We start from the raw sequence: 13,613 nt of genomic DNA on the forward strand, positions 1-13,613 counted from the left end.
TGCAGCGCCTGCGCGCCAGCCGCGCCGTCAGGCCTGCCGAAAAGGAGACGTTAATAGTGTCTGAATTGTCTCAGCTTAACCCGCAGCCGCTGTGGGACATTTTCGCCAAAATCTGCTCTATTCCGCATCCCTCCTACCATGAAGAAGCGCTTGCCGCGCATATCCTGGCCTGGGCGCAAGAGAAAGGCATTTATGCCGAGCGCGATCGGGTCGGCAATATTCTGCTGCGCAAAGCGGCGACGCCGGGGATGGAAAATCGCAAACCGGTGGTGTTGCAGGCGCATCTGGATATGGTGCCGCAGAAAAACAACGATACCGTGCATGACTTCACCAAAGACCCCATCCAGCCGTACATTGACGGCGAGTGGGTGAAAGCGCGCGGCACCACGCTGGGCGCGGATAACGGTATCGGCATGGCGTCGGCGCTGGCCGTGCTGTCCGACGGCGGCGTGAAGCACGGTCCGCTGGAGGTGTTACTGACCATGACCGAGGAGTCCGGCATGGACGGCGCGTTCGGCCTGCAACCCAACTGGTTGCAGGGTGAAATTCTGATCAATACCGACTCGGAACAAGAAGGCGAAGTTTACATGGGCTGCGCCGGCGGCATCGACTTTATCACCCGGCTGCCGTTGGAGCGCGAAGCGCTGCCTGCCGGTTACCAGACGCTGACCCTGACGCTCAAGGGGCTGAAAGGCGGCCACTCCGGCTGCGATATTCATCTGGGATTGGGCAATGCCAATAAATTGCTGGCGCGCTTCCTGTTCGAACAGGCCGACAGGCTGGATATCCGCATTCTAGCGCTGAACGGCGGCACGCTGCGCAACGCCATCCCACGCGAGGCGTTCGCCACGCTGGCGTTGCCGGCGGCCAACGTAGGGCAATTCAAGGCGCTAAGTCAGGAATACCTGTCGCTGCTGAAAAACGAGCTGTCCGTGGTGGAGAAAAATCTCACCCTGCAAGTAGAGGCATCAGACAGTAGCGCGCAGGCGCTGACCAAAGACGTCGGCGCGCGGCTATTGGCCTTGCTGAACGCCATGCCGAATGGCGTCATCCGCATGAGCGACGTGGTGAAAGGCGTGGTGGAAACCTCGCTGAACATCGGCGTGGTGACCACGGACGAAAAACAGGCCGAAATTAACTGCCTGATCCGCTCTCTGATTGACAGCGGCAAAGACGCCGTGGTCGGCTCGCTGACGGCGCTGGGCCAGTTGGCGGGCGCCGAAACCACGCCCAAAGGCGGCTATCCCGGCTGGCAGCCGGATGCGAACTCTCAGGTTATGCAACTGGTGCGGGAAACCTACCAGAAGCTGTTTAACAAAACCCCGGACATCATGGTTATCCATGCCGGTCTGGAGTGCGGACTGTTCAAGGAACCCTATCCCGATATGGATATGGTTTCCATCGGGCCGACCATCACCGGGCCCCACTCGCCGGACGAACAGGTGCATATCGCCAGCGTCGGTCAATACTGGCAGTTGCTGACCGCCCTGCTGAAAGCCATTCCCGAACGCGCCTGAGCACAGACAATACCGAGCGGCTTGCCAAAGCCGCTTTTCTGCGAGCTCGTCTCTTTCTCGTTCTCCCACTGAAGAATATTTAAGAAAACTCTCATCTTTTCTTTATCAAAATCAGCCTGCTACATCATGGAACAACACATCGTTTTCTGGGAATTTAGTATTCAATTTTATTAAATCAGCTTGAAAGGGCAGGAGATGGTGCAAAAATCGAATTTACCCCCATTACTTAGCAACGCAGTTGGTATGCCTGGGAAATCAACAAACTACACCTTTGATGTCATGATCGTGCAGTATCTGTTTAATCTGATAAAACCACTTATACAATACGAAATTCCGGAAGACGGCATATGTTCAGCGACACTGATCCGCACAATCAGTCAGTTTCAAAGTATTCACCTTAAATTTCAACATCCTGATGGTGTTATTGAACCGGTCGGCAGAACTTTCAGCGGTTTGATCGAAAAAGCGTCTAGAGTAGCCAACCCTATGCGCAATAAGCCCTCTCATCCCAATATTATGCTGTTCCCACAGAACGACTCACAAACGAACCAGACCCACAAAATAGTAGATAATTACTTGATGAACGTTCGTCATACTAGTATCAACTCACAGTTGACACATCTGGCTCTGGCTTCACCCGAGTTGAATGGCTCGGCATCGTTGACGGATCAAGACTTTATCAATGCGGTAGGCATACTGGAAAACAAGGTTGATATCAATGTCATCCGCGCCTTTGCAACCGTTGAGTCTGGTGGCAAAGAAGGCTTTAGCGAACTGAACTTACCTGTCATCGCTTACGAGGGTCATATTTTTCGTAAATATAGCCAGCGTAAGTACGATCAAACCCATCCGTTGCTTTCTTATAGCTACAAAAAAAAGGCGGGGCCAGAATGGCAGAAAAATAACGCTAACCAGCGCACCGCATGGAATACGCTGGTGAAAGCCTATGAGCTAGATGACGAAGCTGCACTTAAAGCAACCTCCTGGGGCATGTTCCAGATTATGGGCTTTAACCATGCCGCGTGTGGCTATAAAGACGTCTTCATCTTTGTGAATGCCATGAAAGCTAATGCCGGTAATCACCTCAACGCTTTCCTTAAACTTTGTCAGAGCAATGCGGCACTGCTTTCCGCCATGCAGAGGAAGGATTTCCAATCTATGGCATACAATTATAACGGCAAAGATTATGGCGATTATGATATCCGCATGCAGAGGGTATATGACAGACTCTCCGGGAAAAAATAATGAAAAGATTAATGATTACATCAGCCGCGATGCTGGCTCTATATTGCACAAACGCGTTAGCTAAGCCACTGCTCTCAGGTGTTTATGAAAATTTATTTCTGGCAGTGTCGCCGCTAGGAGCTATTACGGGTTACTACCACGAAGAGATGGGGGAAGGAACGACTCGTAGCTGCGAATTTGCACTGACAGGACAGGCATCGAAAGATGGCTATTCAGAGATTATTTCCTGGTCTGACGCCATTCGGCCTGGCACTCTGAAGACTAGTCAAGATGGCATAACACTTACCGTTCCACAAGGTCAACAACATGCCGGCTGCATCAATGTAATGATGCCGCAAATTGACTCTGGTTTGGATTTAGAGAAAAATTTCGACACGCATTGGATACAGTTAGTACAAATCACCGACAACAAAGCCATCCTGCATATTGAGCCGAAAGAGACAGCGAATCCCCACGGCTACGTGGTAAAAAATGACGTTGTAGGTATCATTACCCAACAATCGGGATGGAGTCTGGTGGAATATATATCCGATGAAAGAAAAAGTACGCGGGGTTGGATTGAAGATAAACAGTTCAAAACACTGACACCACCTTAGGATCTTTTATCGTTGAAGGGGACATATAGCGGATACCATGCAATGTCCCCTCGCCACGCTCTCCCTAATAACGGGCTTTTTCAATGGCCTGGAGGTTCACTCCCAATTCAACACCAGCTGACGCTCAATCTGCGGGTCGAGCAGGGTGACGTGTAGCCCCACCAGCCGTACGCCGCGCTTATCGCGCCTCTCCCGCCAGGTTTGCTGCGCCAGCGTGAGTAAATCCTGCTTATTCAGCACCGGCCATACGTGTTCCTGCGTGGTCTGGCGGAAATCATCAAACTTCAGCTTTACCCCCTGCCGCGCGATATGCAGATCCGGCTTGACCCGTTTTAAGCGTAATTCAAGCTCCTGATAGAGCTGCTCGATTAAACCGGCGCACTCATGCCAGTGATGAATATCCTGCGCCAGCGTTTTTTCAACGCCGACGGATTTACGCAGCCGGTCAGGCGATACGGGCCGCTCGTCAATACCGTGGCTGCGCTCCCACAGGACGCGGCCGAATTTACCGAAATGCTTTAATAGCTCGGCCAGCGAGTAATGGCGCACATCGGCGCAGGTCAGCATGCCCTTCTCTTCCAGCCGCTTCGCCGTGACTTTGCCGACGCCGGGGATCTTCGCCAGCGGCAGCTGCAATATAAATGCATCCATCCGATCCGGCGGGATAACGAACTGGCCGTTAGGTTTGTTCAGCTCGGAGGCAACCTTGGCGAGAAATTTGATGGGGGCGACCCCGGCGGAGGCCGTCAGATCCAGCTCGGCGGCAATAGCCTGGCGGATCTCCTCCGCCATCAGCGTCGCGGACCCATTGCAATAAGGGCTGTCGGTGACATCCAGGTAGGCTTCATCCAGAGAAAGCGGTTCAATCAGCGAGGTATAGCGGGCGAAGATGTCACGGATCTGGCGGGAAGCCGCCTTATACACCTCCATCCGCCCGGAGAGCAATGTCAGCTGCGGGCACAGGCGCAGAGCGGTTGCCGTCGCCATCGCGCTATGAATGCCATAGCGGCGGGCCGGATAATTGGCGGTGCTGATCACCCCACGGCGATCGGCGCTGCCGCCAATGGCCAGCGGGATATCGCGCAGGCGCGGGTTATCACGCATCTCAATTGCCGCGTAGAAGCAATCCATATCAACATGAATAATTTTGCGCATGCCCACCCCCAACAATACTGTATAAATATACACTGACAAATCTGTGCAAACAAGTTGCGCAAGATTGCTTTATAGTGGCTTGGCGGCCGGGGAAAGCGTTTCCGGCCTCCTTCATAACGAATAAGTTCCCCGTTTTAATAGAGAGCGATGATGGAAAAGAAATCGGATCACAGCGGCAGCGTCGAACGCCAGTTCGGCTCACAGGCGCAAAACTATCTGACCAGTGCGGTCCATGCGCAGGGCAAAGATTTGCAACGGCTGTCCACGCTATTGGCTCCCTTCCCCAATGCCAGCGTTATCGATCTGGGCTGCGGCGCGGGACACGCCAGTTTCGTCGCCGCGCAGGCGGTCGCCGACGTGGTGGCTTACGATCTTTCCGCAGCAATGCTGGAGGTTGTCGGCCAGACCGCGCGACAAAAAGGGCTGACGAATATCCGTACCCGGCAGGGCGTCGCCGAGTCGCTGCCGTTCGACGACGCCAGCGCCGATATCATTATCAGCCGTTATTCCGCCCACCACTGGCATGATGTAGGCCAGGCGCTGCGTGAAGCCAGGCGGGTACTGAAGCCCGGCGGACAGGTCATCATGATGGATGTGGTGTCTCCGGGCCATCCGCTGCTGGACACCTATTTACAGACCGTGGAAAAGCTGCGCGATACCTCGCACGTGCGTGACTATTCTCCCGGCGAATGGCTGAGCATGTTTACCGAGGCGGGATTTATCGTGCGCCATGTCGCCAGCGACCGTCTGACGCTGGAGTTCAGCAGTTGGATTGCGCGGATGCGTACGCCCGAACATTTCACGGTCGCCATCCGGGAACTGCAAAAAACGCTGGCCGACGAAGTGGCCCGGCATTTTGAAGTACAGGACGACGGGAGCTTTGTGACGGATATTATGACGATCGAGGCGACCAGAGCCTAAGCGCCGATTAGGCCATTTGCCGCAGCGCGGCAGGGAAAAAAACGGACGGCGGGAGGCGCGGTTTGCATAAATCCGCCGTCCGGTAAAAAAATCGCCCGGTTATTACGCCGCGCCGTTATCAAGAAAATAACTTTTTACCAATTTTGATCTTTGCTTAAAATTAAGGCGATGATAATGTGACAGCGCTAAAGGCAGAGGTATACGGGACGATAATTGTTTTACCGTATGTAGCGCTTCTATTTATTTATCAGGATCCACAATGCAAAAAATCGCGCTGTCGTTTGCGATGTTGTTTTTCTTGCCGTCTCTTGCTGTTGCCAGCGCCGCCAGTGAACCCGCGCCGCTAACGCCGATAAAAAAAGAATTAAAACAGCAATTATTGGGCTCGCCGATCTATATCCAGATATTTAAGGAAGAGCGGCTATTAGAGCTCTACGCCAAAGTAGGAAATGAATATCGCCTATTGGAACATTATCCCATTTGTAAATATTCCGGCGGGCTCGGCCCCAAACGCAGGGAAGGCGATCTGAAAAGCCCGGAGGGTTTCTACCAGGTTGATTTGCGCCAGCTTAAACCGGACAGCCGCTATTATCGCGCGATTAATATCGGCTTTCCCAACGAATATGACCAATCGCAAGGGTATTCGGGACGCTATCTGATGATCCACGGCGAGTGCGTATCGGTCGGCTGCTACGCCATGACCAATAATTATATGGAGGAGATTTATCGTTTTGCGGAACACGCGTTGCTTAACGGGCAGACGAAAATCAATCTCGCCATTTATCCGTTCCGCATGACGGAACACAATATGCAGCGCCACCGCAATTCAAGCTACTATTCTTTCTGGCGTCAGCTGCAACCGGCCTATAGTTATTTCAATCAGCACTATCAGCCGCCGGCCATCACGGTATTTAACGGGCAATACGTCGTCAGCCCGCCGTTGATGACCAGCCAGCCGATATCAAATTATGCGTTCACCGAAACAAAATAACACGAATTCGCCTGGCATGATTTGATGCCAGGTTTCATCCCCGGTCAGCGGCTGCGTGGCCATCACCGTGACCACATCGTTGGGCGTGGTCTGCTGCTGGAAGTCGACCTCCATATCCTGATCCAACAGCGTCGCCTTGCCAAAGGGCGCGCGCCGGGTAATCCAATAGAGTTTGGTGGAGCAGTATCCCATCACAAACTGCCCGTCAGACAGCAGCATGTTGAACACGCCCTTTTTCTGCAGGGTTCTCGCCAGTTCGGCAATATAGCGGAACACCGCCGGCCAGTTGCCCGGCGTGCGCGGATAGCGCAGCGACAGTTGATACAGCAGCCAGCAGAAGGCAAACTCGCTGTCCGTCTGGCCCACCGGCCGAAACGTGCCGGTTTTTAGCGAACGATAGCCTTTCAGCTGCCCGTTATGGGCGAACGTCCAGTTGCGCCCCCACAGTTCCCGGGTAAAGGGATGGGTGTTTTCCAGCGCCACGGCTCCCCGATTCGCCTGACGGATATGGGATATCACCGCGCGGGACTTGATGGGATTATCCTGCACCAACCGGGCTATCGGCGAATTGTAGCTGGGCAGGGGATCTTTGAACGTCCGACAGCCATGCCCTTCATAAAACGTGATCCCCCAGCCGTCCCGATGCGGGCCGGTCAGGCCGCCGCGCCGTATCAGGCCGGTAAAACTGAAACAGATATCTGTCGGTACATTTGCGCTCATCCCAAGCAATTCACACATCGTAACTCTCTTAACCTCTCCCGTCCGTTAGTCAAACCTGTCGCAAGAGGTTGTCACTTGGCAACCATTTCTTTTTCGATCAGTTGGATCAGGATATGAATCGCCTTGATATGGATCTCCTGAATGCGGTCGGCGTAGCCGAAATGCGGCACGCGGATTTCCACATCCGCCGAGCCGGCCATTTTGCCGCCGTCTTTGCCCGTCAGGGTGATGACCTTCATTCCTTTTGCCTTCGCCGCCGCGATGGCTTTGATAATATTGCCGGAATTACCTGAGGTTGAGATGCCCAGCAGCACATCGCCCTCACGCCCCAGGGATTCAATATAACGGGAGAAAACAAAATCATAGCCAAAGTCATTGCTGACGCAGGAAAGGTGGCTGGGGTCCGAAATGGCAATCGCCGGGTAGCCAGGACGGTTTTCACGGTAGCGCCCCGTCAGCTCTTCGGCAAAATGCATCGCGTCACAGTGCGAGCCGCCGTTGCCGCAGGAGATCACTTTACCGCCGGCTTTAAACGAGTCAGCCAGCAATACCGCAGCATTCTGAATAGACTGAATATTCGCCTCATCGCTCAAAAACGTCTGCAACGTTTCCGCCGCTTCGTTCAGTTCACTACGAATTAAGTCCTGATACATGGAATCCTCTCATTTTGTCCAGTGACATCATTATCTCTTCTGACTTGCAGTGTAGCGGATCGCCGAAACAGCGAGAAGCGCGTAATGCCACGATCGCCAGGATCGCTGGCGACAAGCGGAAAACGCCGAGCGGCTCGCCGATTTGTGAGTTAAGTTGTAATTATGATGTAAATGAATTGATAAAAATAGTCGAGTGCACTACAACAAATACAGACCAACAGGTCAGACCTCTTATCAGTCAGCGACGGTTCCGCCGGGTTAAAAACCAGAGCGCCGAACGGGATAGGTCGCTGAAGTCGACGACAACGCGGGAGACACGCTATGGTTGCTGTCAGCATTCTGCTCCTACTGATTATTATCGGCGCCCTGTTCTATCACCGCCTGAATTTACTATTGGGCAGCGCCATTCTGCTGGCTTATTTCGCCGCCATGGCGGCCATCTTGCTGTGGCCGGCGTGGCTGTTGATCCCGCTGGTGATGTTACTGCTGCCGTTCAACCTGCCGCCGTTGCGCCGCCGGCTCTTTTCGGCTTCCGCGCTCAACCTGATGCAGAAAGTCATGCCGCCGATGTCGAATACGGAAAAAGAAGCCATTGAGGCGGGCACCACCTGGTGGGAGGGCGATCTGTTCCGCGGCGCGCCGGACTGGAAAAAACTGCATAGCTATCCGCCGCCGCGACTCACCGCCGAAGAACAGGCGTTTATCGAAGGGCCGGTGGAAGAAGCCTGCCGGATGGCGAACGACTTTGAAATCACCCACGAGCGCGCCGACCTGCCGCCGGAGCTGTGGGCGTTTTTAAAGCAGCACCGCTTCTTCGCCATGATCATCAAAAAACAGTACGGCGGCCTGGAGTTTTCCGCCTATGCGCAGGCGCAGGTGCTGCAAAAGCTGGCCGGCGTCTCCAGCATTGTGGCGATTACCGTCGGCGTACCCAACTCGCTCGGTCCCGGCGAACTGCTGCAACACTACGGCACCGACGAGCAGAAAGATCACTACCTGCCCCGACTGGCCCGCGGTCAGGAAATTCCCTGTTTTGCGCTCACCAGCCCGGAAGCCGGCTCCGACGCCGGATCCATACCGGACAGCGGCGTGGTGTGCTATGGCAACTGGCGCGGCGAGCAGGTGCTGGGCATGCGCCTGACCTGGAACAAGCGCTATATCACCCTGGCCCCGGTGGCCACGGTGCTCGGCCTGGCTTTTAAACTGTATGACCCGGATCGCCTGCTGGGCGAAACGGAGGAGCTGGGCATTACCTGCGCCCTGATCCCCACCGACACCGCGGGCGTCCAAATCGGCCGCCGCCATTTCCCGCTGAACATCCCGTTCCAGAACGGCCCCACCCAGGGGGAAAATATTTTCGTTCCGCTGGATTATATTATCGGCGGGCCGAAAATGGCCGGACAGGGCTGGCGCATGCTGATGGAATGCCTGTCGGTCGGGCGCGGCATCACGCTGCCGGCCAACTCCACCGGCGGGCTGAAAACCATCGCCCTGGGCGTCGGCGCCTATGCGCATATTCGCCGCCAGTTCAAAGTCTCCATCGGCAAAATGGAGGGGATTGAAGAGCCGCTGGCGCGCATCGCCGGAAATACCTACGTTATGGATGCCGCCGCCACGCTGATTACCAGCGGGATTATGCAGGGGGAAAAACCGGCGGTGCTGTCCGCCATCGTCAAATATCACTGTACCCACCGCGGCCAGCGGGCGGTGATGGACGCCATGGATATTACCGGCGGCAAAGGCATCTGTCTCGGCCCCTCCAACTTCCTGGCCCGCAGCTATCAGGGCTCGCCGATCGCCATCACCGTAGAAGGGGCCAATATTCTGACCCGCAGCATGATCATTTTCGGCCAGGGCGCGATACGCTGCCATCCGTACCTGCTGGACGAGATGGCGGCGGCGCAGACTAAAGACGTTGCGCGCTTTGACCGCGCGCTGTTCGGTCATATCGGGCATATCGGCGGCAGCGCGGTGCGCAGTTTCTGGCTGGGTTTAACCGACGGCCGCCTGAGCCGCGCGCCGGTCAATGACGCGACCCGTCGTTATTATCAGCGCCTCAATCGCCTGAGCGCCAATATGGCTTTGCTGGCCGACGTTTCCCTGGCCGTGTTGGGCGGCAGCCTGAAGCGGCGCGAACGTATTTCCGCCCGCCTGGGGGATATTCTCAGCCAGCTCTATCTGGCCTCCGCCACGCTGAAACGCTATGACGACGAAGGCCGCCAGAAGGCCGACCTGCCGCTGGTGCGCTGGGGGGTTGAGGATTGCCTGCATCAGGCGGAGCGGGCGGTGGCCGATCTGCTGCGCAACTTCCCCAATCGCGCCGCGGCCGGCTTGCTGAGCGTCGTCCTGCTGCCGCTGGGCCGCCGTTGCCACGCCCCGTCGGACCGCCTCGACCACCAGGTGGCAAAACTACTGCAAACGCCGTCCGCCACCCGCAGCCGTCTGGGCCGCGGGCAATATCTCGCCGCCAGCGAGCACAACCCGGTGGGGCTGCTGGAAGAAGCGCTGCGGGATATTATCGCGGCGGAACCGATTTACCAGCGCCTGTCGCAGGCCAGCGGCAGACACCTGCCTTTTATGCGGCTGGACGAGCTGGCCGAACGGGCGCTGGCGGATGGGACTATCACCGCGGACGAAGCGAAAATACTGATCAAGGCGGAAGCGAGCCGCCTGCGTTCAATCAACGTTGATGATTTCGCCGCGGATAAACTGGCGGCTCAGCCGCCACAGACGGCCACACCAGCGCGGCGGGAAAAAACGCAGGCGGCGTAATGGCGACCAGGGCCGGACGTTGCGGCCCTTTATTTCCGCGAAACGCATTTGCGCGTCCCGGCGCCTGCGTTAAACTGACGCTGTTTTCTTTAACACTGGTAATTCCCCATGGCATACATCCCGAAAAACTACGCGCGGCTGGAAAGCGGCTATCGCGAAAAGGCGTTGAAACTCTTCCCGTGGGTATGCGGGCGCTGTTCGCGCGAATTCGTCTATTCCAACCTGCGCGAATTAACGGTTCACCATATCGATCACGACCACGGCAATAACCCGGAAGACGGCAGCAACTGGGAGATGCTGTGCCTGTATTGCCACGATCACGAGCACTCCAAATACACCGACGCCGACACCTACGGTTCCACCGTGGTCGCCGGTGAAGATGCGCAAAAAGACGTGGGCCTGGCCACACATAATCCCTTCGCCGATCTGAAAGCGCTGCTGGAGAAAGGGAAAAAGTAGGCGTCATCCGACGGGGCGAGAGAAATGGGGCGACCGAACGCCCCCCGTCTGCCGCTGCCTATGCCGCGCTTTGGCGCACCCGGTCCAGCAGCTCATCCTCATTGGCGATTTGCGGCGCGGCGAGAATCAACTCCCGGCCGAGGCGCAGCGCCTGGCGCTGGGATTGCGCCCGCGCATCGTCGTCCTGAATGGTATCGAGGTCGGCGACGTGCGCCAGCCCAATGGTGCGGCGAATCAGTTCCGTGCCGCAATAGCCGACGGCATCCTGCCATACCTGCTGCAAAAAGATCTCGCCATAGCCGGACTCAGACAAAGAAGGCTCGCGTCCGCGCTCCTGATTCAGCGCCAAAAAGCGCGCGGAGAAGGTGTTCCACAGCGTACGAATATCGGCAAGACGCCGCTCGCGCCCTTCCTCCGCCTCACGCGGCGCCAGCAGGCCGGGTAAACCGCAATAGTTAAGCAGCAGGTTGCCGATGGCGGTTCCCACATCGAAACCGATGGGGCCGTAAAAACCGAACTCGGCGTCAATCGCCTTCAGGCTCCCCGCCGCCACAAAAATCGAACCGCTGTGAATGTCGCCGTGCAGCAGCGCTTCCGCCTTGCTCAAAAAACGGTGTTTCAATCCGGCGACGGCCAGCTTCAGCGCCCGATCGTCGCGCAGCGACTGCACGTCGTCCAGCAGCGCGGCGTCGAACTGGTTTCTTTCATGGTCGATATAGGGGTCGGTAAAGAACAGATCTTCGGTGATTTGGCACAGTTCGGGATTGGTGAAGCGGCTTACCGCCGCTTTTTTATCATGGGGGGACTGATAAAAATCCGACGTATGAAACAGCGTTTGCGCCAGATACTCGCCCAACTGCGCGGCGGCCTGGGGATAGTGAATCCCCTGAATCAACTCGCTGCGCCAGATGCGATAGTCGGAAAGATCTTCCTGTACCATCACCGCCAGCTCCGCATCATGATGCAGCACCGTCACCGTATGCTGGGGGCAAAACTGCGCATGGGTCAGCAGCGTTTGCGCTTCAATACGCGCGCGATCCAGCGTCAGCGGCCAGGATTCGCCGACGCAGCGCACGTAGGGCAATGCCTGTTTGACAATCACCCGGCTGACGCCCTGGGTATCACGAACTTTAAACACCAGATTCAGATTACCGTCGCCGATTTCTTCTGCCGCGATCAGCGCCAGCGGATCGCTCACCCCGCCGTACTGACGGGCATATTCCACGGCATCCTGTGCCGTAAAGGTGCGATAAAGTGACATTGCCAACCCCTTCTTTCTGCATTCGCTATTTTTAGCATCCGAACGGCTTAGGGTATAAAAACGTTTGGACGTCTATACATCCGTTCAACATATTGGCAGAATAAGAAAATTGACGCCATAACGCAACATGGATTTAACCACTCATGCAGTCACTTAACACTACCAGTCTGAAAATCGTTGACGATCGGCTGTGGATCCTCGACCAGCAGGCGCTGCCGCAGGAAAAAAGCTGGCGCCCCTGCCCTGACGTTACCGCGCTGGTTGAACATATTCAAACGCTGCGCGTACGCGGCGCGCCGCTTATCGGCCTTTCCGCCAGCCTGCTGCTCGCCCTGCTGGCGGAACAAGGGCTGACCCGGCAGCAGTTGGCCGACGCGCTGGAAACGCTGCGCGCCGCGCGCCCCACCGCCGTCAATCTGATGAATAATCTGGATCGGATGAAACAGGCGCTGGCGCAGCCGCAGTTTGCCCCGGCGATGGCGCGGGAAGCGCTAAGGCTGGTGGAGGAAGACCGCGCCCTGTGCGAACAGATCGCCGATTACGGCGCCGCGCTGGTCAAGCCCGGCAGCCGCCTGCTGACCCACTGCAACACCGGCGGGCTGGCGACGGCCGGCATCGGCACCGCCATCGGCGTACTGCTGCGCGCGCATCAGGCGGGAAAAGTGGCGCAGGTGTGGGTGGATGAAACCCGCCCGCTGCTGCAGGGCGGACGCCTTACCGCCTGGGAGCTGGGCGAACTGGGCATTCCTTATCGGCTGATTTGCGACTCGATGGCCGCCGGCCTGATGGCGCAGGGCCAGGTCGATGCCGTATGGGTGGGCGCGGATCGTATCGCCGCCAACGGCGATGTCGCCAACAAGATCGGCACCTACAGCCTGGCCGTACTGGCGCGCTACCATCAGATCCCGTTCTACGTCGCCGCGCCGCATACCACGCACGACCCCGACTGCCCGGACGGCAACGCCATCCCGATAGAACAACGCGCCGCGGAGGAGGTCACCGGCGTAGCCGGCGGTTTCGGCCGCTGCCGGTGGGCGCCGCACAACGCCCCGGTCTACAACCCGGCCTTCGACGTCACGCCGGCGGCGCTGATCAGCGGCTGGGTGCTGGATACCGGCGTGGTGACGCCGCAGGCGGTAACAGAGGGCCTGTTTCGCTCGGCGTTGCGCTAAAGGGAAAGATAATCGATATCACAGGGGAGTGTTAGAAATTCTGTGTCATTCCAGTAATATATTCAAAAAAGGAATGATACATGACCCAACCTTTCGATTTCGACAAAGCGCTGAAAGCGCTCCAGTCTGGTCAGGCGCTGACCGGGAAAGA

General features: G+C 56.7%; 12 protein-coding genes. 8 read left to right on the forward strand and 4 right to left on the reverse strand.

Translation table 11 applies throughout. The features are described from left to right. Nucleotides 1-56 precede the first annotated feature (56 nt). The 3 genes from pepD to MFP24_RS01615 all read left to right on the forward strand — a co-directional run bounded on the left by pepD (nt 57) and on the right by MFP24_RS01615 (nt 3,358). Nucleotides 57-1,517, forward strand: a complete 1,461-nt coding sequence (pepD, locus tag MFP24_RS01605) for a beta-Ala-His dipeptidase (protein ID WP_249228786.1) — start codon at nt 57-59, stop codon at nt 1,515-1,517. Nucleotides 1,518-1,712: 195 nt separating this feature from the next. After that, nucleotides 1,713-2,762 (forward strand): N-acetylmuramidase family protein, encoded by a 1,050-nt coding sequence (locus tag MFP24_RS01610; RefSeq protein WP_249228787.1) that lies wholly within the window; start codon nt 1,713-1,715, stop codon nt 2,760-2,762. Further along, entirely contained in the window at nt 2,762-3,358 is a 597-nt protein-coding gene (locus tag MFP24_RS01615; RefSeq protein WP_249228788.1) for a hypothetical protein, read from the forward strand. The genes MFP24_RS01610 and MFP24_RS01615 overlap by 1 nt, the downstream gene beginning before the upstream one ends. Nucleotides 3,359-3,454: 96 nt before the next feature. Here the strand turns inward: MFP24_RS01615 and dinB are convergent, their stop codons facing one another. After that, nucleotides 3,455-4,513 (reverse strand): DNA polymerase IV, encoded by a 1,059-nt coding sequence (gene dinB / locus MFP24_RS01620; protein WP_249228789.1) that lies wholly within the window; start codon nt 4,511-4,513, stop codon nt 3,455-3,457. Between the two features lie 150 nt (nt 4,514-4,663). Here dinB and MFP24_RS01625 point away from each other — a divergent pair, with 150 nt between their 5' ends. Together MFP24_RS01625 and dpaA are read left to right on the forward strand one after the other, a co-directional pair. Further along, nucleotides 4,664-5,434 carry a class I SAM-dependent methyltransferase gene (locus MFP24_RS01625; protein WP_249228790.1) on the forward strand — a complete coding sequence of 257 codons (771 nt, stop codon included), beginning with the start codon at nt 4,664-4,666 and terminating at the stop codon, nt 5,432-5,434. Nucleotides 5,435-5,693: 259 nt separating this feature from the next. Next, nucleotides 5,694-6,425, forward strand: coding sequence for a peptidoglycan meso-diaminopimelic acid protein amidase (gene dpaA, locus MFP24_RS01630; RefSeq protein WP_249228791.1), 732 nt, complete (start codon nt 5,694-5,696; stop codon nt 6,423-6,425). On the opposite strand, the gene MFP24_RS01635 is transcribed toward dpaA, so the two are convergent. Both MFP24_RS01635 and lpcA read right to left on the reverse strand, forming a co-directional pair. Continuing rightward, nucleotides 6,396-7,163, reverse strand: coding sequence for a class II glutamine amidotransferase (locus MFP24_RS01635; RefSeq protein WP_249228792.1), 768 nt, complete (start codon nt 7,161-7,163; stop codon nt 6,396-6,398). The genes dpaA and MFP24_RS01635 overlap by 30 nt on opposite strands. Nucleotides 7,164-7,216: 53 nt before the next feature. After that, nucleotides 7,217-7,798 carry a D-sedoheptulose 7-phosphate isomerase gene (lpcA, locus tag MFP24_RS01640; protein ID WP_249228793.1) on the reverse strand — a complete coding sequence of 194 codons (582 nt, stop codon included), beginning with the start codon at nt 7,796-7,798 and terminating at the stop codon, nt 7,217-7,219. A gap of 321 nt (nt 7,799-8,119) precedes the next feature. Between lpcA and fadE the strand changes: the two genes are divergently transcribed. Together fadE and yajD are read left to right on the forward strand one after the other, a co-directional pair. Beyond that, nucleotides 8,120-10,570 (forward strand): acyl-CoA dehydrogenase FadE, encoded by a 2,451-nt coding sequence (gene fadE / locus MFP24_RS01645; RefSeq protein ID WP_249228794.1) that lies wholly within the window; start codon nt 8,120-8,122, stop codon nt 10,568-10,570. 108 nt (nt 10,571-10,678) lie between these two features. Further along, entirely contained in the window at nt 10,679-11,029 is a 351-nt protein-coding gene (yajD, locus tag MFP24_RS01650; protein ID WP_009111669.1) for an HNH nuclease YajD, read from the forward strand. A gap of 58 nt (nt 11,030-11,087) precedes the next feature. Here yajD and mtnK read toward each other — a convergent pair whose 3' ends face one another. Next, nucleotides 11,088-12,290, reverse strand: a complete 1,203-nt coding sequence (mtnK, locus tag MFP24_RS01655; protein ID WP_249228795.1) for an S-methyl-5-thioribose kinase — start codon at nt 12,288-12,290, stop codon at nt 11,088-11,090. A 143-nt stretch (nt 12,291-12,433) separates the two neighbouring features. On the opposite strand from mtnK, the gene mtnA reads away from it, so the two are divergent. Continuing rightward, nucleotides 12,434-13,462, forward strand: a complete 1,029-nt coding sequence (gene mtnA / locus MFP24_RS01660) for an S-methyl-5-thioribose-1-phosphate isomerase (protein WP_249228796.1) — start codon at nt 12,434-12,436, stop codon at nt 13,460-13,462. Nucleotides 13,463-13,613: the final 151 nt, after the last annotated feature.

This window comes from Brenneria tiliae (genome assembly GCF_023347575.1).
In the GTDB taxonomy this organism is placed as follows: domain Bacteria; phylum Pseudomonadota; class Gammaproteobacteria; order Enterobacterales; family Enterobacteriaceae; genus Brenneria; species Brenneria corticis.